The organism is Peptoniphilus harei, assembly GCF_900454685.1.
Lineage (GTDB): Bacteria > Bacillota > Clostridia > Tissierellales > Peptoniphilaceae > Peptoniphilus_A > Peptoniphilus_A harei.
Genome location: NZ_UATM01000032.1, coordinates 1,555,902 through 1,581,896, shown reverse-complemented (window position 1 = coordinate 1,581,896; position 25,995 = coordinate 1,555,902). Strand labels below are relative to the sequence as shown.

The 25,995-nt window shown below is 33.6% G+C and carries 17 protein-coding genes; 14 read left to right on the top strand and 3 right to left on the bottom strand.

Features of this window, described 5'->3' with window-relative positions; translation table 11 throughout:
• Positions 1-37: 37 nt before the first annotated feature.
• Positions 38-2,305 carry a stalk domain-containing protein gene (locus tag DRZ96_RS08865; protein ID WP_112890371.1) on the top strand — a complete coding sequence of 756 codons (2,268 nt, stop codon included), beginning with the start codon at positions 38-40 and terminating at the stop codon, positions 2,303-2,305.
• 79 nt (positions 2,306-2,384) lie between these two features.
• Here the strand turns inward: DRZ96_RS08865 and murC are convergent, their stop codons facing one another.
• On the bottom strand, positions 2,385-3,779 hold the full coding sequence (gene murC, locus DRZ96_RS08860; protein WP_112890370.1) for a UDP-N-acetylmuramate--L-alanine ligase: 1,395 nt from the start codon (positions 3,777-3,779) through the stop codon (positions 2,385-2,387).
• 161 nt (positions 3,780-3,940) lie between these two features.
• On the opposite strand from murC, the gene spoVG reads away from it, so the two are divergent.
• On the top strand, positions 3,941-4,264 hold the full coding sequence (gene spoVG / locus DRZ96_RS08855) for a septation regulator SpoVG (RefSeq protein ID WP_112890369.1): 324 nt from the start codon (positions 3,941-3,943) through the stop codon (positions 4,262-4,264).
• Between the two features lie 89 nt (positions 4,265-4,353).
• On the opposite strand, the gene alr is transcribed toward spoVG, so the two are convergent.
• Both alr and DRZ96_RS08845 read right to left on the bottom strand, forming a co-directional pair.
• Entirely contained in the window at positions 4,354-5,511 is a 1,158-nt protein-coding gene (alr, locus tag DRZ96_RS08850; RefSeq protein ID WP_112890368.1) for an alanine racemase, read from the bottom strand.
• 99 nt (positions 5,512-5,610) lie between these two features.
• Positions 5,611-6,930 (bottom strand): uracil-xanthine permease family protein, encoded by a 1,320-nt coding sequence (locus tag DRZ96_RS08845; RefSeq protein WP_236587189.1) that lies wholly within the window; start codon positions 6,928-6,930, stop codon positions 5,611-5,613.
• 92 nt (positions 6,931-7,022) lie between these two features.
• On the opposite strand from DRZ96_RS08845, the gene crcB reads away from it, so the two are divergent.
• The 12 genes from crcB to smc all read left to right on the top strand — a co-directional run bounded on the left by crcB (position 7,023) and on the right by smc (position 25,723).
• Positions 7,023-7,385: a fluoride efflux transporter CrcB gene (gene crcB, locus DRZ96_RS08840; protein WP_112890367.1), complete on the top strand. Its 363-nt coding sequence runs from the start codon at positions 7,023-7,025 to the stop codon at positions 7,383-7,385.
• Between the two features lie 83 nt (positions 7,386-7,468).
• Positions 7,469-8,167 carry a response regulator transcription factor gene (locus DRZ96_RS08835; RefSeq protein ID WP_112890366.1) on the top strand — a complete coding sequence of 233 codons (699 nt, stop codon included), beginning with the start codon at positions 7,469-7,471 and terminating at the stop codon, positions 8,165-8,167.
• Positions 8,167-10,242, top strand: coding sequence for a sensor histidine kinase (locus tag DRZ96_RS08830; RefSeq protein WP_112890365.1), 2,076 nt, complete (start codon positions 8,167-8,169; stop codon positions 10,240-10,242). The genes DRZ96_RS08835 and DRZ96_RS08830 overlap by 1 nt, the downstream gene beginning before the upstream one ends.
• A gap of 98 nt (positions 10,243-10,340) precedes the next feature.
• Positions 10,341-12,092, top strand: a complete 1,752-nt coding sequence (locus DRZ96_RS08825; RefSeq protein WP_112890364.1) for an aminopeptidase P family protein — start codon at positions 10,341-10,343, stop codon at positions 12,090-12,092.
• A gap of 4 nt (positions 12,093-12,096) precedes the next feature.
• A complete protein-coding gene (gene uvrC, locus DRZ96_RS08820; protein ID WP_112890363.1) occupies positions 12,097-13,959 on the top strand; it encodes an excinuclease ABC subunit UvrC in 1,863 nt (620 codons plus the stop codon).
• On the top strand, positions 13,949-14,860 hold the full coding sequence (gene hprK, locus DRZ96_RS08815; RefSeq protein WP_112890362.1) for an HPr(Ser) kinase/phosphatase: 912 nt from the start codon (positions 13,949-13,951) through the stop codon (positions 14,858-14,860). Before uvrC ends, hprK begins: the two co-directional genes overlap by 11 nt.
• A gap of 228 nt (positions 14,861-15,088) precedes the next feature.
• Positions 15,089-18,625: a pyruvate:ferredoxin (flavodoxin) oxidoreductase gene (gene nifJ, locus DRZ96_RS08810; protein WP_112890361.1), complete on the top strand. Its 3,537-nt coding sequence runs from the start codon at positions 15,089-15,091 to the stop codon at positions 18,623-18,625.
• A gap of 619 nt (positions 18,626-19,244) precedes the next feature.
• Complete coding sequence (gene plsX, locus DRZ96_RS08805; RefSeq protein WP_112890360.1) at positions 19,245-20,228, top strand: phosphate acyltransferase PlsX; 984 nt, start codon at positions 19,245-19,247, stop codon at positions 20,226-20,228.
• A complete protein-coding gene (gene acpP, locus DRZ96_RS08800; protein ID WP_070701583.1) occupies positions 20,228-20,455 on the top strand; it encodes an acyl carrier protein in 228 nt (75 codons plus the stop codon). Before plsX ends, acpP begins: the two co-directional genes overlap by 1 nt.
• A gap of 4 nt (positions 20,456-20,459) precedes the next feature.
• Complete coding sequence (rnc, locus tag DRZ96_RS08795; protein WP_070701585.1) at positions 20,460-21,155, top strand: ribonuclease III; 696 nt, start codon at positions 20,460-20,462, stop codon at positions 21,153-21,155.
• Positions 21,148-22,197: an elongator complex protein 3 gene (locus DRZ96_RS08790; protein ID WP_112890359.1), complete on the top strand. Its 1,050-nt coding sequence runs from the start codon at positions 21,148-21,150 to the stop codon at positions 22,195-22,197. The genes rnc and DRZ96_RS08790 overlap by 8 nt, the downstream gene beginning before the upstream one ends.
• Positions 22,198-22,201: 4 nt before the next feature.
• Positions 22,202-25,723, top strand: a complete 3,522-nt coding sequence (smc, locus tag DRZ96_RS08785; RefSeq protein ID WP_112890358.1) for a chromosome segregation protein SMC — start codon at positions 22,202-22,204, stop codon at positions 25,721-25,723.
• Positions 25,724-25,995: the final 272 nt, after the last annotated feature.

Sequence of the window (25,995 nt, the reverse complement as noted above, 5' to 3'; positions counted from 1 at the left end):
TATGATTTATAATTTTTAATTAAGTGAGGTAGATAAAATGAATAAGAAAAAAATTAGTATTGCATTGATTTTATTTTTACTTTTTATAACTTCAAATGTGTTTGCAGAAAACCAACTACTCTTTCAAGAGCCAATTGCTCCAGGAGTAGTAAGATACAAATACAAAGTTAAGAGAGGTAAGAGAAATGCAGAGACAAATGTAATAAAAGTAGATTTAAACAATCCCCATGTAAAGATCAACACTGTTGCAGGTGGAGGTACTTATACAAATAAGGCCACTGTTTCACAAATGGCCAACAGGACTAATGCAGTTGCCCTTGTAAATGGTGACTTCTTCACAATGAAACTTCAAGGAGCTCCACTGGGACCATCTATTATCAATGGGGAAATAAAATCATCTCCAGCAGTCTTAACAGACCTTTGGTCCTTTGGGATTGATAGCAACAACAAGGCCTTTATTGATCTTACAAAGTTCGCTGGAAGTGTAACGGCGCCTAATGGCAAGTCTTTTCCAATAGATGGACTGAACAAGACTATTTATTGGTACCAACCATCTAAAGAATATTCTCACCAATCTAAAATTCAAATGTATGACTCTTTCTGGACTTCAAAGACTAGGGGAGATAAGACTACTGGGGAATTACTTTTATCAGAAAATGATGTCGTAGAACAAATTTCTTATAGGAAGAATTTAGATATGGCTGTGCCTAAGGGAAAGAAGATTTTACAATTCTCCGAAAATGCAGAAAAGTTTATGCAAGATAATGTTAAAGTTGGAGATAAGCTTACAGTAAGAACAAATATTGAGCCTAACAGAAATTGGAAGATGATGATTGGCGGTCATGCCCTTCTAGTTGAAAATGGAGCAATAAAAAAATATACAAAGGACATAAAATCTATTGACGGTGTAAGAGCAAGAACTGCTGTTGGAATTAGCCGAGATGGTAAGACAGTTTATATTGTAACTGCTGAAGGCAGGACAAAAAGATCATCTGGACTTACAATTAGTGAACTTGCACAATTTATGTTAGACCTTGGAGTAGACAAGGCTATGAATCTTGACGGTGGTGGCTCCACTGCCATGGCTGTTAGAAATCTTGGAGACCTAAAGAGGACTAGGGCGACAAACCCTGAGAGAAATGGGGCTGAAAGAAGAGTTGTCAATGGACTTGGCGTTTACAACACAAGTAAGAACACTGGTCTCATTGCTGATGGAAAATTTGAAAGTGATGTAGACACAATTGTTGGTGAACAATTAAACCTAAAGCTAAAAGCAGCTTGGGATGAGTTTTTAAATCCTATTGATACTAAGTCAAGGACTTACACACTTACAGAATCATCAAACGGGGCAAATATCCTAAATGGTCAAACTTATCTTCCAATGACTCCTGGCAAGTTTGTGGTGAATCTTAAGGCTGACAAGGGCGATGGCTTTAATAAAGAAATTAGTGTTGCTGACCCATCAAGTTATACAAACTTAAAGCTTTCAACAAAAAACAATATTATAAAAAGAGGAAGCGAGATCAAGGTTGAGGCAACAGGTGAATACAAGGGAAGAAAAATAAAAATTTCTCCAAGAGTTTTAAAGCTAAACTTTGAAGATTTAAATGCTGAAGTAAATCCAAATAATTTTAATATAAAAATTAATGATTACGGAAAAAATCCAAAGATTACTCTTAAATTTGGAGATAAAATTGCAAGTCTTCCACTTTATGATGAAAACACAAGACTTATAAAGATGAAGATAAATGATGTAAACTACACAGTTAATGGAGAAAAGAAAAAAATGGATGCAAAGCCATTTATTTCTAACTCAAGGACTCTTGTTCCACTTAGATTTATAGTTGAAGCTATTGGCGGCGACGTTCAGTGGGATGGAGATAAGAGAGTGGTGACAGTAAATAGCCATGGAAGAGAACTTCTTCTTCCAATCGACTCAAAGACAATAAAAGTTGATGGAAAAGATATTGCTATTGACCAAGCTGCAATAATTAAAGGGGACAGGACTTATGTTCCAATAAGATTTATTGCAGAAAACTTAGAAATGAATGTAAATTATATCCACGAAAGTCGTGAAATTGAAATTTCTTACTTTGAAGATAAAAAAGAATTAGATAATAAAGAGCTTAATGAAAAGACTGAAGTGAATAATTCTATTAATGAGGATATTAATTCAAAGAATAACAAGAATTTAAACAATAAGTCTAATGAAAATAATAAAAATAATGAGCTTTCTAATAATAACTTAGAAACAAATAATAATTCTTCAAATACAAATGACAACAACAAAAACTTGTTAAATTAAAAGATCTCCTTTAGGGGAGATTTTTTTATGGAAAATATTATAAGAGCAATAAAAAAGGAACTCCTACGAGTTCCTAATTTTATTTATTATCTTCTTCATTTAAGAGCATTTCGCCAATTTTATAGACGTCACCAGCTCCCATAGTAACGAAGATATCGTCCTTAGAGATATTTTCTTTAACAAACTTCACTATGTCTTCGAAACCAGAAATGTAAAAGGCATTGTCTCTGTGGTCGGCAATGGCATTTTTCAAGGTCTTTGAGTGGATGTCACCATAGTCCTTCTCACGTGCTGCATAAATATCTGTGATTATAATTACATCAGATTCATCAAAAGAATTTGCAAAAGCATCAAGCAGGAGTTTAGTCCTTGTAAAGGTATGAGGTTGGAAAACTGTGTAAAGTTTGCCCTTACAAGCATTTTTAATTGCATGAATAGACGATTTTATTTCAGTTGGGTGGTGGGCATAGTCGTCCATGACCTTTGCACCTTTATAAAATCCCTTTTCCTCAAGCCTTCTCTCAACGCCTCTATAAGATTTTAAACCAGCAAGAGAGTCTTCAATGGATATTCCATTTATATAGGCAGCACTAATAGCAGCAAGGGAATTTAAAATATTGTGTCTACCAAGAACTGAGAGTTCAACGTGGGCAATCTTTTCGCCTTTCAGGTAAAGGTCATAAGTTGGGAAGCCTTCCTTATTGAATTCAATATTTTTTGCCATAAGGTCTGCATGATTTTGTATTCCAAATGTAAAGACATTGCAATTTTCAATTGGCAAGAGGGTCTTCACATTTTCATCATCAATATTTAAGATTACATAATCACTTTCTGTTAGATTATCAACATAACCTTTAAAAGTTCTTATTATGTGTTCTATATTATCAAAGTAATCTAGGTGATCCTCATCAATATTTAAAATAATTTCTGTTGTAGGGAAATATTTTAGGATATTTGCCTTGTACTCGCAGGCCTCTGTTAAAAATAAATTCTTATCTCCGATTTTTATATTTCCATCAATATCCTTTAGTTGGCCACCAAGCATAATTGTTGGATTAACTTTTAGGTCCTTAATAATTTCTGTAAGCATTGATGTAGTAGAAGTTTTGCCATGAGTTCCTGAAACAGCGATAGATTTCTCATAGTTCTTCATAACTGCGCCTAGGAAGCTTGCTCGGTCAACAAGATCTATTTTTTGTTTAACAGCTTCTGTGTATTCTTCGTTGTCAAAGGAAATTGCATCAGTAAAAACCACAAGGTCCATGCCATTGATGTGTTCTTTTTTGTGTTCGTAGTAAACCTTGGCACCATTTTTTTCTAACTTTTCAGTATTAATAGAAGGGCTCCTGTCGCTTCCATAAATATTGTAGCCCTTAGATAACATCAACTCTGCGAGAGCAGACATGGAGATGCCACCAATTCCTATAAAAAATATATTCTTATAATCACTTTTATCTATATTAATTTCAAACAATTTACTTCCTCCAATTCTTTATAATTATAACATATTTTCTAAAGTGAGAAAATTTTTTAAGTCTTCTTTTAAGTAAATTTAGGGAAAATATTTAACTAACATATTCAATATATAGCTTGATTGTGTTATAATGTGATAAAGAAAGAGAGGATGATACTTCTATGAACATAACTGATGTAAGACTACGTAAATTGCCAACTGAGGGAAAACTTAAAGCGATAGTATCTGTAACCTTTGATAATGAATTTGTGCTTCACGACATAAAAATAATAGAAGGAAAAGAATCATTATTTTTAGCAATGCCAAGCAGAAGACTCCCTAATGGAGAATACAGAGACATTGCCCATCCTATTAGCGCTGAAGCGAGAAAAGAACTTGAAGATGTAGTATTTAAAGAATACTATTCTGTGAAGGAACAACTTGACCAAGAAGAAAACAAGGCTGAAGTTATTGAAGTTGAAGCAGAAGAAGTAATCGAAGAATAAAATTTAAGAATTTAAAGATTTAGAGAGCCAAGAGCTCTCTTTTTTTATGTTAACTTACAAATAAAAAAGGCTATGTAACCATAGCCTTATTAGTCCATCTTGCTCACGTGGACAAGTTCTTTATTTTTGTAATAGTATTTTGGAAGTCTCCTGTTGAAGTGGGTTATGAAGGATGTTTCACAATCACCAGAGTGGATACAGATGTCACGAACCTTTATCTCTTCATGGCCCTGTCTTCCAATTAAGACAACATCGTCGCCAATTTTGCAGTCAATACCTGTGGCATCGACCATCATTTGGTCCATGCAGATGAGACCAATTTGTTTACATCTTTTCCCATTGATCAAAACTTCAATTTTTTCAGAGAGAATTCTTGGGAAGGCATCTGCATATCCAAGGGGAAGGGTCACAACTTTTGTGTCTTTTTCGCAAATATGAAATCTTTCGTAACCTACAGATTCTCCTTTTTTCACTTCTCTTATTGAAGAAATTTGAGCCTTTAAAGATATAATTTCTTCTAAACCAAACTCCTCTGGAAGGTGGTCACTGTCAGTGTATCCAAATTGAATTATACCAGGTCTTACCATATCCAGGTCGTACTCATCGTGAAAGAGAACTGAAAGAGAATTTGCAATATGCCTATACTTAAAAGTACATCCTAGATTATTTAATTCATCAATAAATGAAGTGAAGATTCTAAATTGTCTTTCAGTAAATTCTGGGTCACTTTCACAGGCTGCAAAATGGGAAAAAATCCCCTCAACATTTATATTTTCAAGTTTGAAAATTTCTTTTATTTCTTCTTTTGCTTCATCACAGGGAGTAAAACCAATTCTTGACATGCCTGAGTCAAAGGCAATATGTATCTTAGCTTCTTCTTTTAAATCTTCTGCAAGATCATTTAAGACTTTTGCGTCAGCTAAGGAGTAAATATTTAAGGTAATTTGATTTTTAATTGCTTCTTCGTAAAGGTGGCGAGGAGTGTAGCCTAAAATGAAAATATTAACTCCATCAAATCTCCTTCTTAAACTAAGTGCTTCAGAAAGAGTTGCCACTGCGTAATAATTTATCCCAAGGTTAAGGGAAACTTGTGAAAGTGGGAGAGCACCCAACCTATAAGCGTCGCTTTTTACCACGCTCATAATTTCAGTTTTTTCTCCAACCTTGTCTTTTATTATTTTCATATTATTTTCAAATTTATCAAGATCTATCTCTATCCAAGCAGGTCTTGTCAAAAAATCTTTCATCTCATTGTCCTTTCGATTAAAAGTTACTTTTTTTATTATATCACAGTAAATATATAAAATACTTTTTGAAAATAAAAAAACTGCCAAGAGGCAGTTTAATTAATATTCTTTGTCTATTAATAAAATGTTTAAGATAACAGCTACAATAGTTCCTCCAGAAATTCCAGAAGAGAAAAGAGCAGCAATAACAGTTGGAAGTTTTGCAACAATGTCAGGCCTCATTGTGATTCCAATACCAACACCAATGCCACCAGCAATAATCATTAGATTCTTAGATGAGAACTTAGCTCTTGATAGGGCCTGCATACCTGAACCTAAAATTGTTCCAAACATAAGAATTCCAGCTCCACCAAGGATTGGTGTTGGCATAATAGAAACAAGAGTTGCAAATTTTGGACAAAGACTCATTATAATTAAAATAAATGAGGAGAAGATTGCAACTTTTTTTGACGCACACTTTGTAAGTGGAATAAGTCCTACGTTTTGACTAAAGGTTTGGGCTGCACCTGAACCAAAGACAGGAGAGAGCATTGAACCAATAGCATCTGCTCTTACACCAGAAGCTATGTCGTTGTCATCAAGGTCAACTTCGCAAACTTCACCAAGTGTTTTCATAACTCCAACAGTTTCTATAATTGTAACAAGATAACCTGCTATAAAGGGGATAACAAATTTCACATCAAATTTAAGTCCAAAGGGAAATAAACTTGGAAGTCTTATCCAAGGAGCAGCAGCAACTTGTGAAAAGTCAACAAGGTCTAGTGGAATACAAATGATGTAGGAGATAGTCATGGCAATGACAACTGATGCTGTTGTTGCAAAGCCTCTACCGTAATGATTTATAAAAATTATAAGTAGGAAGGTAAAGACGGCTATCCCAATAAAGAGTGGGTCCCCATAATTTTCTGCACCATAACCTCCACCAACCCAGTCAAAGGCAACAGGCATCATAGTAATACCAATAAGAGTGATTACAGTTCCAGTTACAACTTCTGGGAAGAATCTAAGTAGTGGCTTTATAAAAAAGCTCAAGATTAACTCTAGGAAGGCCCCCATAATTGTTGCACCGAAGTAACCAGCGAGACCGCCGCCCATAGTATTAATAACAGCATTGGCAGGCGGAACAAATCCAAAGTCTGTCCCCATAATAGTTGGAAGTCCTATACCAACCTTGGCCTTGCCCTTAAAAATCCCCCTTGTTTGGATAAAGGAACATATACCCGAAGCAAGGAGGGCAGCAGAGATAAGTACTGAAGTTTCAGCGACATTTGTGCCAGCAATAGCAGCGATACTAAGTGGGACTGCAATAATTCCACTAAAGGCTGTCAAAATATTTTGAAAACCAAGTAGAGATGATTTCAAAAAATCTGGCTTGTCGTCAACTTCATATTCAAGTTTCATACCATAATATTTCTTCACAATAAACCTCATTTCTCATATAATAATGTTGAGTAAATTTTAACACATTCACTTTTAACTAACAATATTTCTAGGATAGAAAGGATGAAAAAATGTACATATTTGTTGGACTTGGTGGAGCCTTGGGGTCTATGCTTAGATATTTTTTATCTAATACCATAAAAAGTAACGGGGACTTTCCTCTTGGCACTTTTATTATAAATGTAGTGGGATCATTTTTAATTGGACTTATTGCTTTTTACGCAGAGAAAAATAATTTGGACTCGAGACTTGTTTTATTTTTAAAGGTTGGATTTTGTGGAGGCTTCACTACCTTTTCAACTTTTGCCTTTGAGATATTTAAGATGGGAGAGAGTAACAAGTTTGGGACAGGAATTTTTTATGCCTTTCTTAGCATAATTTTGTCTATCATTGCTATATATCTCGCAAGAGAAATCACAATAAAGTTATTTTAAAATAAGATTTAAGATTTTTGTAAGAATTTGTAAGAAGTTTTGTAATTATTATTTGCTATTATAATGTCAGAAGGAGGGATGTAATGGATAAGTACAATATTTTAATTGCCGAGGACGACAAGGAAATCGCAAAGTCCATTGGAATTTATCTAAAAAATGAAAATTTTGAAATTTTTTACGCTGAAGATGGACTTGAAGCTCTAGAAATTTTTAAAAATGAAAAAATTGACCTAATTATAATGGACCTCATGATGCCAAAACTTTCTGGCGAAGAAGCAATAATTAAACTAAGAGAAGTTTCCTTTGTCCCAATAATTATCCTATCTGCAAAATCAGAGGACACAGACAAAATTTTTGGACTCAACATTGGTGCTGATGATTATGTTCAAAAGCCCTTCAATCCAATGGAACTTATTGCTCGAGTAAAGAGCAACTTGAGAAGATTTTATGCCTATGATTTAAAAAAGGACAGGAACTTTATTGAGATAGGCAGTATTAAGCTAGACTTGTCACAAAAAATTGCCTATGTGGAGGACAAGCCAGTGGCGCTTACTTCTATTGAGTTTAAAATTTTGGAACTCTTGATGAAGAATCCCAATAGGGTCTTTTCCATTGAAGAAATTTACGAAAGTGTCTGGAATGAACCAGCCATGGAGGCAAAGACTGTGACAGTTCACATTAGACGAATTAGAGAGAAAATCGAAGTAAATCCAAAGAAGCCAATGTACTTAAAAGTTCAGTGGGGTCTTGGATATAAGTTTGAAGATTTGAGGCGAAAATAATGAAAAAAAATTCTTACAAATTATCCTATTATGCTTTAATAATTTTAGTAATTTCACTTGTATCACTTTTGGCAGGATCATTTTTATACAAAAAAAACCCTGATTCTTCTTATAGAAGAAGGATTACAGAAAGTTTGATATACAACACTCTTTATCAGTCAGTAAATAACAATGATGAATTTTATAGTAGTTATAAAGAATTTAACTATGCTGTAAAGTCTTACAAGCTAAAGTATTTTGATATTTATGGAGATGTAGTTACAGACACAGGAGCAATTGAAGCTCAAAAGAAGAAGGATGACCTAAAGGCCAAGGGACTTGACCCAAAACTTTACTTGGACGAAGGTATGTTAAATCAACCAGAATTAAAGTCTGAATACAAAACCTTTTACCTAACTAATGAATATGAAAAAAATGAATTTGATCCTCTAGAGATTGAATTAGGAGATAATGACTTTTTAATCACTGGTTCAGTAATCAATGATAGTACAGTGATTGATAAGGTTCAAAAGAGTCAAAGACTAATGGATAGCGACTACAATTTTATTGATAAGTCTTTTAAATCAGGTTTAAATGAAGCCTTCAGTAGATTAAATAGTAACAATAATGTTAAGAATTTAAAATTTGCTTACTATGCTTCTTTAGACGATGAAGTCTTTAAAGAAATTGGAAGAGATGTCTTTAGGGACCAGGTCCAAGTGCAAATTGGAGTAAGCGTATTGATTGCAGCGGTCTTATCAGCAATACTTGGACTATTTATGAATATGGAAAAAATTGACGGCAGCGAAAGCTTGCGAAAAGTCTTTAAGTTTCCAATAGAAGTTGTGATTATCTTATTTGTAATATTTGTAATTTCCAGTGCAGGAATATCAAGTATGAATCAAATTTATAGAAACTTGTATGTTTTCTATCTATTGTATTTTATTGGTCTTGTGATTGTTTCACTAACAGTAAATTATTTTGTAATCTTACTAAAGAGCATATTTAATAAAAATACAGAAAATTATCTAGTGAAAAATTCATTAATTTATAGGATTTTTACTGGGGCAATTTCTGAATTCTCAAATGCGTCTGATGACAACAAAAATATTAAAGATGCAAAAGTTAAATTTACCCTAGTTTATTTTGTAGTTTTCTTATTGTTTGCAATACTCAACATGATGTTTTCAACTATGTCTTACTATGCTCCTGAAAAAATGATGATTCCAATGATATTATTTGGCATCTTTCTCTATGTGATAATTTTTAAAAACATAAAGGAAGTTGCAAGAATTTACAGAGAGTCCAGCGAAATTGTTAAGGGAAATTACAAAAAGAATATAGAAAAAAATGGTGGTCTTTATGACGGCATAGTTGACAATTTTAACAACATTGGAGAAAACTTAGACCTTGCCATTGAAGATGCAGTCAAGTCCGAAAGGTTAAAGACAGAACTAATTACAAATGTGAGCCACGACCTAAAGACACCTCTCACTTCAATACTAAATTACTCTGACTTGCTTTCAAAGGAAGATAATTCTGAAGAGGAAGCTAGAGAGTATGCAAGGATAATTAATGAAAAGTCCAACAAGCTCAAGGTCTTAATCGAAGACTTGTTTGAAGTTTCAAAGGCAAGTTCTAACAACGTTGAACTTGATAGGCAAGAACTTGATTTTAATTCTCTCGTTGCCCAATCCATTGGCGAGTGGGAAGATAAAATTGCAGAAAACAATATTGAGATAATTTCAAACCTTCCTGAAGAAAAAGTTATGCTTAACATTGATGGACAAAAATTCTCAAGAGTCTTAGACAACTTATTCTCAAATATTTCTAAGTATGCCTTAGAAAACTCAAGAGTATATGTTGACTTAAGAGATGATGGCAGAGTTAAGCTTACAATAAAAAATATTTCTAAGTATCCACTTAATATTTCTGCAGAAGAACTCATGGAAAGATTCACTCGTGGAGAAAAATCAAGGACAACTTCAGGATCAGGTCTTGGTCTATCAATAGCATCTTCCTTTGTAAGAGCTCACGGAGCAAGCTTTGACATAGACATCGACGGAGACTTATTCAAAGTTACAATCGAATTTTAAAAATAAATTTAAGAGAAAGAGAGAAAGTTCGGGAGACCGGACTTTTTTCTTTGCCCTAAATTCCTCTTGTGATAATATAAGACCTAGGAAGTGATAATGTGATTCTAAATAAAATACGAAAATTAATGAAAGAAAATAAAATAGATTTTTATCTTGTGCCATCAAAGGACCCACATGGGTCTGAGTACCTGCCAGACTATTACAAGGAAAGAGAGTTTTTGACAGGTTTTACTGGTTCACAAGGGACAGCACTTGTTACAAGAGACGAAGCCTATCTTTGGACTGATGGAAGATATTACATCCAAGCTGCAAGAGAGATAAAAGACTTTGGCTTTGAACTCAAAAAGCAAGGACAAGCTGGAGTCTTAAATTATGATGAGTGGATAGTTGAAAATATTAAAGAGGGAATGACACTTGGTCTTAATGCAGAATACTTTTCTCATCAAGAGTTTTCTTCTATCTCAAAGAAATTGCAAAATAAAAATATTAAAATCCTTGACATAGATTTGATAAAAGACCTTTGGGAAGATAGGTATGACTTCCCATCTGATGATGCCTTCTTGTTGGACATCAAATACGCAGGTAAGTCTGCGTCAGAAAAGATTTCTGAGATCAGAGAAATTCTAAAAAAGAAAAATGCCCATATGACAGTGGTTTCTTCACTTGTTGACATTGGCTGGACTCTAAATCTTCGTGGCATGGACATAAAGGACATACCAGTTTTAATTTCCTTTATGGTAATAGAAGAAGGCAAGGTTCTTTTATTTACTGACAAGGCTAAGACAAAAAATATTGAAGAAGAACTTTCTAAAGTGGTAAAAATAAAAGATTATTCAGAATTTTATGAACATTTAAAAACTTATAAGGACGAAAAAATTTATCTTGATTCCGCATCTATTAATGAAAGAATTTATAAGGGACTTTGTGAAAAGAATGAAATTATTTTTGGAAGAAATATTTCAGAAGATTTAAAGACTATAAAAAATGAAGTTGAAATAAAAAATCTTGAAGAAACTTATGTTAGGGATGGAGTAGCACTTTTTAAGTTCATCTACTGGTTAAAGAAGAATGCAAAAAATAAAATTGGAGAATATGAGGCTGCTATGAAACTTGATAGCCTCCGTGCTGAAGACCCACTTTATATTTCCAATTCCTTTGATACAATTTCTGCTTATGGACCTAATGCTGCCATGATGCACTATCACGCAACAGAAGAAAATGAGTCAACTATTGAAGACAAGGGACTCTATCTTGTGGACTCAGGTGGCCAATACTATTCAGGAACAACTGACATAACAAGGACAATTGCCATGGGAGATTTAAGTGAAGAAGAGATTAGAGATTACACATTGACCCTAAAGAGTCACATCAACCTCATGGATGCAGTTTTCTTAAAGGGAACTTATGACCTAGCCCTTGATGGGATAGCAAGGTATTCCCTTTGGCAAGAGAGAATGGATTACAAGTGTGGCACTGGCCATGGAATTGGTTTTGTTCTTTCAGTTCACGAGGGACCTCAAAGAATTTCTCCAAGAGACCCTGCAGTTAGGATGGAAGAGGGAATGATAGTTTCCAATGAACCTGGAGTTTATAAAGAAGGCAATCATGGAATTAGGATCGAAAACATCATGAGGGTTGTTTACGACTGTGAAACTGTGGACTCTGTCTTTGATAAGTTTAAGACAATTTCCTTCTGTCCCTTTGAACTTGATGCAATTGATGTAAGTCTTTTAACAGATAGACAAGTAGAAGTTTTAAATGCCTACCACAAAGAAGTTTTTGAAAAATTAAGTCCATATATTGAAGGAGAAATTTTAGAGTTTTTAAAAGAAGCAACTAGAGAGGTATAGACAATTGTTAGATTTAAGAGAAAGGCTTGATAAACTTCCTGACAAACCAGGGGTTTATATAATGAAAAATGAATTAGACGAGATAATCTATGTTGGAAAAGCTAAATCTCTTAGAAAAAGAGTTAGACAATACTTTGGATCCTATGGGAAGTCCTCAAAAAAAGTTGCCAGCATGGTGTCAAAGATTCATGACTTCGAGTATATAATAGTAGAAAATGAAGTTGAGTCCCTGGTTCTTGAGTCCAACCTAATTAAGGATAATCTGCCTAAATACAACATCCTCTTGCGTGATGACAAGCAGTATCCCTACATCAAGGTCAAGGTCAACGAGAGGTTCCCAAGGGTAATGAAGACAAGAAGGGTTGAAAAAGACGGGGCAAAATATTTTGGACCATATCCTGATGTCTTTGCAGTAAATGGATCCATTGAAACCTTTGAGAGGATTTATCCACTTAGGACTTGTAATTTAAATCTTGAAAATGTGGAAGAAAAACCCTTTAGGCCTTGTCTTAATTACTACATTGGCAAGTGCCTGGGTCCCTGCACAGGAGAAGTAAAAGATGAAGATTACAATGTAATGGTTGATGAAGTTCTAAGTTTTTTATCGTCTTCAAACAGTAACGTGGTTGATAAGCTTCATGAGAAGATGATGGACTATTCAAGAAACCTTGATTATGAAAATGCGGCAGACATTCGTGACAGGATTAAAAATCTTGAATACCTAAAGGAAAGACAACTTATTTCTGACCCTGAGGCAAATGATGATAAAGACATCATAGCCCTTGCCAAGGGTATTGACGAAGTCTTAATTCAAATCTTCTTTTTTAGGAATGGGAAGATTATTGGACGCGAGCACTACATGATTAGGGACTATTACAACGATTCCTATGAAGAAATATTTTCTTCTTTTGTAAAACAATTTTATATAGGAGCATCTTATATTCCAAAGGAAATTATAATAGAAGAAAAACCCATGGATATAAAAGTCTTGGAAGACTGGCTCACTGAAAAAAGAGGAAATAAGGTGAGCATTGTAGTTCCAATAAAGGGCAACAAGAAGGAACTTGTGAGGATGGTAAAGAGAAATGCCCTTGATATGATTGAAAAATACGGAGACAAGTTTAAGAAGCGTGCCGAAACAAATAAGAAGGCTCTTGAAGACATAAAAGACCTACTTGGCCTAGACGAAATTCCAAGAAGGATTGAAGCCTATGACATTTCAAATATTTCAGGAGTTGAATCAGTTGGTTCCATGGTTGTCTTTGAAGATGGTGATGCAAAAAAAAGTGACTACAGGAAGTTTAGAATTAAAAGTGTAGTTGGTCCTGATGACTATTCAAGCTTAAAAGAAGTAATTGAAAGGAGATTTAAAAGAGGAGTAGAAGAGAAAAAATCTTCTAAGTCATCTTCTTTTTCAAATTTTCCAGACCTAATAATGATGGATGGTGGTAAGGGACAGGTCAATGCAGCCAAGGAAATCTTAGACAAGTTAGGCTTAAATTTAGAAATTTGTGGACTTGTTAAGGACGATTTCCACAAGACTCGTGGGATTATTTACAATAATGAGGAATTTAAAATAGATATAAATTCTCGTGCCTATAAGATGATTTATAAAATTCAAGAAGAAGCCCACAGGTTTGCCATAAATTATCACAGAAACTTAAGGTCCAAGACTATGTTTAAGTCAGAACTTGACAATATAAAGTTGATTGGGCCAAAGAGAAAGGAAAATCTCTTAAAACATTTTAAATCAATTGATAAGATAAAAAATGCAAGCGTAGAAGAACTAATGGAAGTCGAATCCATGAATGAAGCCAGTGCAAATTCCATTTACCAGCACTTTAGGGGAGGAAAAAATGGGCGTTAAAATAAAATATATAGTAGATGAATTGAATTTTGAACTTGTTCACGCATCTACAGACTACAAGGATATTGAAATAGAAAGTAGCGATATCAATAGGCCAGGACTGCAACTTAATGGTTACTACTCAAAATTTGTTAAGGACAGGATCCAACTTATAGGAACTCAAGAGTGGCACTATATAAATTCTATGGAAGACAAGAAAAGGTATGAAACCCTAGAAAAGTTATTTATGTATGACATTCCAGCAGTAATTGTTTCTAGAAATGCTGAAATTTTTCCTCAAGCTATTGAACTTGCAAAAAAATACAATGTAACGATTCTTAGAAGTCCTGATTCAACATCCAAAGTTTTTAGTAAGATAATTTCTCTAGTAGAAGATGAGCTTGCACCAACTATGAGGATGCATGGTGTTCTTTTAGATATTTCAGGTATAGGAGTTTTAATAACTGGTAGGAGTGGAATCGGAAAAAGTGAAACAGCTCTAGACCTTATCTCTAATGGTGCGAGGTTAATTTCTGATGACTCAGTTATCATAAAGAATTTAGATAAGAGGCTTATAGGAAAGTCGCCAGAAATAACAAAGTATTTTATGGAAATAAGAGGCGTTGGCATAATAGATATTCAAAAAATGTTTGGTGTTGGCTTCGTAATGGAAGAAAAAGAAATCGAAGTTGTTGTTAACTTAGAAGATTGGGACGAATCAAAAGAATATGAAAGACTTGGACTAGACAACAAGTATCAAAGCATTCTTGGGATAGATGTTGTAAGGTTTGACATACCAGTTAAGCCTGGAAGACATACAGCTCTTATAATTGAAGTTGCAACAAAGAATTATAAGCAAAAAGAACTGGGTTATAATCCCGCAGAAGCATTAAATAATAGGTTAATGAATAATAGAAGGTAGGAGAAGATAAAAGTATTAGAGAGTAGTTTATTTATTATTATGAATAGTAAAACTTTATATAAAAATAGAAACATGATTCCATAAAGTGGAACACCTTTCGCAATTCGCTATTTTCAAATCTTTCTAAGACTTTTATTAATAATATTATTGAAATTTATTAAATTAAGTTCTATAATATAACCAGTATGGTTAGTTAATATTTATATTATTAATAATTAGGAGGCAAATATGTCTAAAACATTTAAAACAATGGACGGTAATGAAGCAGCTGCTCACGTGGCTTATGCCTTTTCAGACGTTGCTTGTATTTACCCAATAACACCTTCTTCACCAATGGCTGAGCACATTGATGCTTGGGCTTCTCACGGAAGAAAAAACATCTTCGGTCAAGAAGTATTGGTTAAGGAGTTACAATCAGAAGGAGGAGCTGCTGGAGCTGTTCACGGTTCACTACAAGCTGGATCATTAACATCAACATATACAGCATCTCAAGGTTTATTACTTATGCTACCCAACATGTACAAGATAGCAGGGGAACTACTTCCAGGTGTATTCCACGTTGCTGCTAGAGCACTAGCATCACATGCACTTTCAATCTTTGGAGACCACCAAGACGTTATGGCAGCTAGAGCTGCAGGACTTGCTATGTTAGCATCTGGTTCAGTTCAAGAATCTATGGACTTAGCTGGTGTTGCTCACTTAGCATCAATTAAGGGAAGAGTACCATTTATCCACTTCTTTGACGGATTCAGAACATCCCACGAAGTTCAAAAAATTGAAGTACTTAATTACGAAGACCTTGAAAAACTAGTAGACAAAGAAGCAGTAAAAGCTTTCAAACAAAGAGCTCTTAACCCTAATGGACCAGAAATTAGAGGTACTGCACAAAACGCTGATATCTACTTCCAAGAAATTGAAGCATCAAACCACTACTACACTGATATCATTGATATTACTGAAGGTTACATGAAGGACATTTCTGAATTAACTGGTAGAGAATACAACCTATTTAACTACTATGGTGCAAAAGATGCTACTGATATTATCGTGGCAATGGGTTCAGTAACTGAAACAATCGAAGAAGTTGTTGACTACTTAAACGCAAAGGGACAAAAGACAGGACTTGTTAAAGTTCACCTTTACAGACCTTTCTCAATTAAACATTTAATGGAAGCAATTCCAGAAACTGTAGAAAGAATTGCAGTTCTTGATAGAACTAAGGAAAAGGGAGCAGTAGGACAACCACTTTACCTTGATGTTAGAGATGCATTCTACGAATCAGATAAGAGACCTCTTATCGTTGGTGGTATCTACGGTCTAGGTTCAAAGGACACTAACCCAACAGATATTCTTGCAGTTTACGAAAACCTTAAAGCAGACCAACCTAAGAATGATTTCACTATTGGTATCGTTGACGATGTAACTCACAAATCACTTGAAATTAAAGAACACATCACAACTGAACCTGAAGGAACTATTAGATGTAAGTTCTGGGGATTCGGATCTGACGGTACTGTAGGTGCAAACAAATCTGCAATCAAGATTATCGGTGACAACACTGACATGTATGCACAAGGTTACTTTGACTATGACTCTAAAAAATCTGGTGGGGTTACAATGTCTCACTTAAGATTTGGTGAAAATAAGATTACATCAACATATCTTCTAACAGAAACTGACTTTATTTCTTGTTCAAAACAATCTTATGTTTACTCTTATGACCTATTAAGAGGACTTAAGAAGGGTGGAAAGTTCCTTCTAAACACTATTTGGAATGATGAACAACTTGACGAACACCTACCAGGATATATGAAGAAATATATTGCTGATAATGAAATTGAATTCTACACAATTAACGCAACTAAAATAGCTGCAGAAGTTGGACTTGGTGGAAGAACAAACATGGTAATGCAAGCTGCATTCTTTAACCTTTCTCAAGTACTTCCAATAGATAAGGCTGTTAAACTTCTTAAAGAAGCTATCGTAAAAGATTACGGCGCTAAGGGTGACGACATTGTTAACATGAACTACGCTGCAGTAGATCAAGGTATCGATGCTCTACACAAAGTAGAAGTTAAAGAATCTTGGAAAGATGCTGATACAACTAAGGACTTCAAAATCGATGGAGCACCAGAATTTATCAACAACATTCTTATTCCAATGAACAGACAAGAAGGTAACGATCTTCCTGTATCAACTTTCGTAAACATGGTTGACGGTACATTCCCATCAGGCACAAGCCGTTACGAAAAGAGAGGTATTGCAGTTAATGTTCCTCACTGGAAGAACGAAAACTGTATCCAATGTAACCAATGTTCATTAGTTTGTCCTCACGCAGTAATTAGACCTTTCCTTGCTGACGAAGAAGAAAAGGCTAACGCACCAGAAGGCTTTGAAACAATTAAGGCTAGAGGTAAGGGACTTGAAGATTACGAATACAGAATGCAAATTTCTCCACTAGACTGTACAGGTTGTGGTAACTGTGCTCAAGTTTGTCCAGCAAAAGAAAAAGCACTTGTTATGACACCATTTGAAGAAGAAATTGACGTTCAAGCAGCTAACTGGGAATATGCATCTAACAATATTAAATCTAAAGAAGAACACATTGAGCCGAACAACTTCAAGAACACTCAATTCCAAACTCCATATCTTGAATTCTCAGGAGCATGTGCAGGTTGTGGAGAAACTCCATATGTAAAACTTGTTACACAATTATTTGGAGATAGAATGAGTATTGCTAACGCAACAGGTTGTTCATCAATCTGGGGTGGATCAGCACCATCAATGCCATATTGTACAGATGAATGTGGAAATGGACCATCATGGGCTAACTCCTTATTCGAAGATAACGCTGAGTACGGATATGGTATGGCTGTTTCTCAAACTCAAACAAGAAATAGAATTAAAAACCTTATGGAAGAATTTGTTGAACTTAATGTTGACGCAGAAGCTAATGAAGCATTCAATGCTTGGATCGAAGGAATGGATGACTACAAGACTTCTAAGGCAGCAAGTGCAAATGTACTAAAAGTTCTTGACAAAAAATTTGGCAACGACAAGGCTGATGAAATCATTGAAGATCTTAAGGGTCTTGAAAAATTCTTAATTAAGAAGAGTCAATGGATCATCGGTGGAGACGGATGGGCTTACGACATCGGATATGGTGGAGTTGACCACGTTCTTGCATCTGGTGAAGACATTAACATCCTTGTTCTAGATACTGAAGTTTATTCAAACACTGGTGGTCAAGCTTCTAAGGCAACTCCAACAGCAGCAATTGCACAATTCGCAGCAGCTGGTAAGTTAACCAAGAAGAAAGACCTTGGTCTAATGGCAACAACTTATGGTTATGTATATGTAGCTCAAATTGCTCTTGGCGCTGACAAGAACCAAGCTTATAAGGCAATTAAAGAAGCAGAAGCTTACAATGGTCCATCACTAATCATTGCTTACGCTCCATGTATTAACCACGGTATTAGAGTAGGTATGGGCTTCTCAATTGAAGAAGAAAAGAAAGCTGTTGAAACAGGTTACTGGCACCTATATAGATTCAACCCTGAACTTAAAGAAGAAGGAAAGAATCCATTCATCCTAGACTCTAAAGAACCTACTAAACCATTCAGAGACTTCTTAGATGGAGAAGTAAGATATACATCTCTTAAGAAGTTATTCCCTGAAAGAGCAGAAAAACTTTACGAAGTTGCTGAAGAAAATGCTAAGGATAGATACGCAAGTTACCTAGCACTTTCAGAAGACGAAGAATAATTTTTGCCAAATAATATAATTTCTAAATAAATAAATTTAACTCGCTTGAGGAAACTTGAGCGAGTTTTTTTATTGATATTTTAAAAGTATATATCTTATAAGATTTAAGTTAAATAAGAAATTGATAAAAACTTATTAAATTTCATTAAACTAAAATCAGTTTATAAGTTAAAAGTGTCTACAAAGTCACAATTATTTATGAAGTAACAATTATTTATAAAGTTATAATTTATTCTAAATTCATATTTATTTAGTAAGCTATTTTTTGTTCTCAATTTATAAATTAAGGCTTCAAGAAAGAAGATTAATCTTTTTGATTATTATAAATTTATAACAAAAATAATATTATCTAAATTGTAACAATAAGTTGGCCACTTTTTAGTTTTCAATCTAATATATAAATTAAAAAAATTTTTCATAAAAATTCAATAAGGCCTTAAGATTTTATTAAAAAGGATTGAAAATATTTATAATATAAGAGAAAGTTCAAAATGAAATTTAAAAAATAAAATTATTATGAAGCAAGCTGAAACGAGACAATAAATCTTAATTAATAGGGCCAAAAGATTGATTTTTTTAATTATTTAATATAATATTAAATTTGTTAATGGAGGTCGAAATGAAACTAATTTTTGATATAAATGGTGGCGACAATAAGGCTGAAATAATAAAAGGGGCGATTGATGCTTCCAAGGAATTTGACAAAGAAGTTATCCTAGTTGGAAGAGAAGATTTCATAAAGGAAAATCTTCAAGAATTAGATTATGATAAAGAAAAAATAGAAATAATAAATGCAAGTGAAAACATAGAAAACAATGAAGAACCTGTTCTTGCTTTAAGAAAAAAGAAGGACTCTTCTATTGTTAAGGCAATGACTTTATTAAAAGAAAAAAAGGCTGATGCCTTAATATCTGCAGGGAGCACTGGTGCCCTATTAGGGGGAGGAATCTTCTTAGTTGGTAGAATAAAGGGAATAAAAAGAGGAGTGCTTCCAACTTTAATTCCAGGGCTTAAGTCCAACACACTTGTGATAGATTCGGGAGCAAACATGGACACAAGTCAAGAACTCCTTGAAGAATTTGCAGTCTTAGGCGATATCTTTCTAAGAGAATATTCTAAGATAGAAAGCCCTAGAATTGGACTTTTAAATGTTGGAGCAGAAGAAGGAAAGGGAAACAAACTTTATAAAGAAGCTTACCAAAAATTAAAAGAATCTGATCTTAACTTTGTGGGAAACATTGAAGCTAGAGACATAATGGATAATGATGTTGACCTTCTTGTTTGTGATGGATTTGATGGAAATGTCCTTCTTAAATCTATTGAAGGTGTAGTTGACTTTGCAACAAAGAGCGTATTTCACGGAATAGCAACATCAGACCTAGATGATAAGAGCAAAAAAGCCTTCACTGAGTTTTTAATGAATAAATTTAAAAATCTTGATGCTAAAGAAGTTGGTGGAACAATTCTACTTGGAATTGACGGAAATATTATTAAGGCTCATGGAAATTCTGATGCCAAAGCTATAAAAAATGCTGCAAAATATGCAATAGATATAGTAGAATCTAATATTGTAGAAAAAATAAAAGAAAAGGTGGAAAAATAATGAAGGATAGAATATTACAAATTATTGCTGAACAATTTAATTTTGATAAAGAAGATCTTACTGAAGATATGAACTTCCAAGATGACCTAAATGCAGACTCTATTGAGTTAGTTGAACTAGTAATGACAATAGAAGAAGAATTTGAGACAGAAGTTTCTGAAGAAGATCTTGAAAAACTAAAAACAATTGGCGATGTAATTGAATACGTAGAAGATTTGGAACAATAATCTCATGACCTTTTCCAATTTAAAGAATCTTGAAAAAAAATTAAATTATGATTTTAAGGACAAAGGTCTTTTGAAAACAGCCTTGACTCATTCATCTTATGTAAATGAAAATAAGATGAAACAATATGACAGCAATGAAAGACTTGAGTTTCTTGGCGATGCCATACTTGGCTTGGTTATTGGAGAATATTTTTATAAAAAATTTCCCCATGATCTTGAAGGATCTTTAACTAAGATGAGGGCAGAGTCTGTTAACGAAAAAGTTTTGTTTTTCATTGCCAAGGGTCTAGGCCTTGGAGATTATATAAGATTTGGCAAAGGTGAAGAGAAAAATGGGGGAAGCAAGAGAGAATCAACTTCTGCTGACGCTCTTGAAGCCCTAATTGGCGCAGTTTATTTGGATTCAGACTTCAAGGTAGCAAAGAATATTATTTTAAGTTTATTTGATGAATTCTTAAAGGAAGATGGATATAAGCTTTTTAACATTGATTTTAAAACCATGCTTCAAGAAGAGGTTCAAAAGTCTGGACAGAAAGCTGAGTATAAACTAGTTAGAGAAGAAGGACCTGACAATGACAAGACCTTCTTTACAGAATTATACCTAGATGGAATTTTAGAAGGTAAGGGATCTGGAAAGACTAAGAAAGAGTCTCAGCAGGAAGCCGCCAAAGTTGCCCTTGAAAGGAGAAGGAATGGCTAAGAGAAATATAATACCTATTTTCATTCCTCACTACGGCTGTCCTAATGATTGTGTTTTTTGCAACCAAAGAAAAATTACAGGGATATCTACAGATATTTCAAATAGTGATGTGGAAGATACTATTTTGGAATATCTTTCTTATTTTAAGAGGAAGGATAATGTTGAAGTTGCCTTTTATGGCGGAAGTTTTACTGCCATTCCCCTTGAAGAACAGGTTGGATTTTTAAAAGTTGCCCACTCTTACAAGGAGAAGGGTTTAGTTAAATACATTAGACTTTCAACAAGGCCCGATGCCATTGATGAAGAGATTCTAGACAATTTAAAAAAATATGGCGTAGACATAATTGAACTTGGCGTCCAAAGTCTTGACCCAGAGGTTCTAAGATTATCCAACAGGGGACATGATTCTTCTTGTGTATATGAAGCAGCGAGCTTAATTAAGTCCTATGGTTTTAAACTAGGTCTTCAGCAAATGGTAGGCCTTCCAGGAGATGATTTGGAAAAATCGCTTTATACTGCCAGAGAATTTGTTAAGTTAGACCCCTATTGCGTTAGAATTTATCCAACCCTTGTTATAAAAGAGACGGCCTTATGTAAAAATTTGGAAAGAGGAAGTTACCAGGCTCTTGAATTAGAAGATTCTATTGGATATGTAGCAAATCTTTTAAATATTTATTATAGGCACAATATTAATGTAATAAGGGTTGGACTTCAGCCAACAGATAATATAAATTATGGTGGCGATATTGTTGCAGGAGCCTTTCATCCAGCCTACAGACAATTAGTTGAATCTTATTATTTTAAAAAGGCACTTATAAATTATTTTAGGTCTTCAAATAATATTGAAGATGAAGTTACAATCATTGCTAATGGGAAAAATATTTCAAATATAAGTGGACAGGGGTCAAAAAACAAGAATGAAATAATTAAGGAATTAGGAATAAAAAAATTAAATCTTAGACAAGAAGATCTTACTAATTTTGAAGTAAAGATTCTGTCAAAGAAAGACGAAATTATTGATGTGAGAGATTACTACAGGTGAGCAGATGTTTTTAAAATCCGTTACTATGCAGGGCTTTAAGTCCTTTGCAAATAGAACAAAAATTGAATTAGATAAGACCACTACGGCAATTGTTGGACCTAATGGAAGTGGAAAAAGTAATATTACAGATGCAATAACCTGGGTACTGGGAGAATCTTCTGCTAAAAACCTACGTGGGGCCAAGATGGAAGATGTTATTTTCTCTGGAACTGACTCAAAAAAACCCCTTGGTATGGCTGAAGTTACAATCCTTTTTGATAATTCAGATAAGTCATTAAACCTTCCTTATAATGAAGTTTCTGTAACTAGGAGGATGTACAGGTCTCTTGAAAGTGAATTCTTAATTAACAACAAGAAGTGCAGGCTCAAGGACATAAAAGAACTATTTATGGATACGGGAATTGGTAAGGATGGTTATTCCGTCATTGGTCAAGGAAAAATCGAATCAGTCCTAAGTTCAAAGCCAGAAGACAGGAGAAATATCTTCGAAGAAGCTGCAGGAATTTCAAAATATAAGTACAAGAAAGTTCAATCTAAGAACAAACTCTTAAAGACTGAGGAAAATTTAATTAGAATAGAAGATATTCTTTCGGAAATTGAAAGTCAAGAAAAGAATTTGAGGGTTCAGGCAGAAAAAGCTGAAGCTTACTTAAAAGACTATGAAGAATTAAAAATCTATGACATAAACTACTCTTGTAAGGATATGAAAAAACGTGAAGAAGACTTGACTAATAAGATAGAAGAGCTTGAAGTCCTTAAAGAAGATTCTAAAAAAATCTTAATTAATAGAGAAAGTTTGTCGCAAAACCTTGAAGAAATCCAAGAAAAATTAGAAAAATTGAAAGAAGAAGATGAAGTTTCCAGTGAAAAACTAAGGCTTTATAAGGAAGAGTTTGATAAGTTAAATTTAGAAATTAACCTTGATGAAGAAAAAATAAATTCTTTAAAGAAAGATATTGAAAGAATTGGTCTTGAAAATGAAAATCTAGATAAAGACCTACTTGGTTTAAAAGAATCTCTTGAAGAAATAGGAAAAGATAGAGAAGTTTTAAATAAATCAAAGGAAGGAATTCTTGAGAAGTTAACTACAAAGGATTCTGTAATAAAAAATTTAGAAGCTGAATTTAAAAACTTAGAAGAAGTAGGCAACTTAAATTTTGAAAATAAAAATAAAGTAAAGAATGAAATTGAAAATATAAAATTCAAGAGTGAAACTTTAAAAGACATTATAGAAGAAAAAAATAACAGGAAGTCTAATTTAGATAAGTCAATTGAAAACCTCAAAGAAAATCAAGCTGAATTTTCAAAGATTATAGATAGAGATTCTTTAGAATTAAAAACCTTAAAAGAAAATCTAGAAAAAGATGATCAGGAATTTGAAAAAACCAAAGAAAGCCTTTTAAAGCTTGATGAAGAAAATAAAAATCTAGAAAACAAATTAATTGGAAGAAAAAACGAAGGAAACGAAATCCTTGCAAGATTAAAAATTTTGGAAAATATGGAATTAAATTATGAAGGTTACAATAGAACTGTTAAATCCTTTATGAATTTTTCTTCTAAAAACGATATTTTTAAGGATTCACTCTATGGTCCAGTGGCAGAGAAATTCTATGTAGAAAAAGAATTTGAAAAGGCAATTTCTGTTGCCCTTGGGTCTATGTCACAAAACATTATTGTGTCATCAACCAAAGATACTTCAGAGATGTTAAAAATCTTGGAAAAAAATAAGATGGGAAGGGCTACCTTCTTGCCTCTGGATAGGGTGTCTGGCAACAAGGTCAAAATAAATTCTAAGGAAGATGGAATGGTTGGACTTGCTTGTGACCTAATAAAATTTGATGAAGTCTTTAAAGGTATCTTTTATAATTTGCTTGGAAGAGTCATAATAGCCGATAACTTCAAGAATGCTTCTAGAATTTCAAAAAAGCACAGACTTAAAGTTGTAACTATTAAGGGAGAAGTTTTTAACCCATCAGGAGCAATAACAGGTGGTTCCCTTAACAATTACAATAGTAGCTTTATCTTGCGTAAAAATGAAATTACAGACTTCCAAAATAAATTCAAGGATCTTCAAGGGCAAATAAAGAAAATTGAATCTGAAAAAAATCATCTTGAAGAAAAAATTTCTGAACTCAATGAATTTGCAGAAACTTATATGGAAAAGAGAAATTCCCTTAAGCTTAAGATCAATGATATTGAGTCAAATATTTATAAAAATAAAAATGATAAGGACCTTAATTCAGAATACTTAAATAAGTATCTAAGGGAAAAAGAAGAACTTGAAAAAAATATAGAAGCTGATTTAAAAACCTTAGAAAATAACAAGCTTGAGATTGAGAACAAAAACAAGTTACTTGAAGACCTCTTAAATGAAGTTGACAGCGGAGATAGGCTTGCAGGACTTTCAAAGGAAATCGAAGGGTTAAAGACAGAAAAAATTGAAATCCAATTATTAGAAAGAGAAAATAGAGAGAAAATCCTTTATAAGACTAGGGAAATAGATAGGATAAATTCAGACTTATCTTTAACTGGGGAGAAACTTGAGAATAATAAGAAACTTCTAATAGAAGCTCAAAGAAATATTGAAGAAAAGAAAAAATCTAATGATGAAAACAAAAAGTCTCTTGAAGAAGTCAGAAAATCCATTGAAAGTTTGAAGAATCATTTAGAAGAAATAAAAAAAGATTTAGATGAGAAGAATAAGACTTACTTAGATAAGAGAGAAGAACTTTCAGATTTGAAGGAAAGGTCCTTGGTTATAAGTTCTGAAATGGAAAAGACAGAACTAAAAATAGAAATGAATAGGAATAAAATTTCTAATGAAGTGGAAAGGTTAAAGGAAGATTACGAAGTAGAAGATTATCATGAATTTATTGACGAAAGCCTCAAGGACTTAAAAGAGGGTACCCTAAGAAGGTTAAAGAAAAAAGTTCGTGACTATGGAGAAGTAAATATTTCATCGATAGAAGAGTATAGGGTAGTTAAAGAAAGATTTGATTTCTACACTTCTCAAAGAGATGACTTAATTCAATCTAAGGAAGAGATTAAATCGATCTTAAGCAAGCTTGACCATGAGATGAAAAAATTATTTAATGAAGCTATGGAAGAAATTTCAGGGAACTTTACAGAAATTTTCAAAATTCTATTTAATGGTGGTCGAGCAGAAATAAGCATTGAGGGAGATGTCTTAGAATCAGGAATTGAAATCAAGGCATCACCACCAGGTAAGAGATTGCAGTCACTTTCACTTTTATCAGGTGGCGAGAGATCTCTTACGGCAGTTGCCCTCTTATTTGCTCTCTTAAAGTATAGACCGGCGTCATTTTGCATCCTAGATGAAATTGATGCGGCGCTTGATGATGCAAACATTAAGAGGTATGCAGATTACCTTTTAACACTAGAAGGAATTCAATTCATTATAATTACTCACAGAAAGCTCACAATGGAGATTGCAAAGACCATGTATGGTGTTACAATGGAAGAGAAGGGAATTAGTAAGTTGTTCTCTGTAAAATTAAAGGATTAGGTGATAGATATGTTTAATTGGTTAAAAGATAAATTTAAGAAAAAAGATTCTGAAGAAACAAAAGACATTCATGAAAAACTTGAAGAAGTTTCAGAAGAGGGAAATCTTTCTGAGGAAGATGTAGAGACATCAGAAAAAAAAGAAGATACAAATGAAGTCTTTAAGGACAATGAAGTGGTTGAAGAAGCTTTAGAAGATAAGAAAGAAAAACCTGCTCAAGAAGAAACTCAAGCGGAAGCAGAAGAAATTCATGAAAAACTTGAAGAAGTATC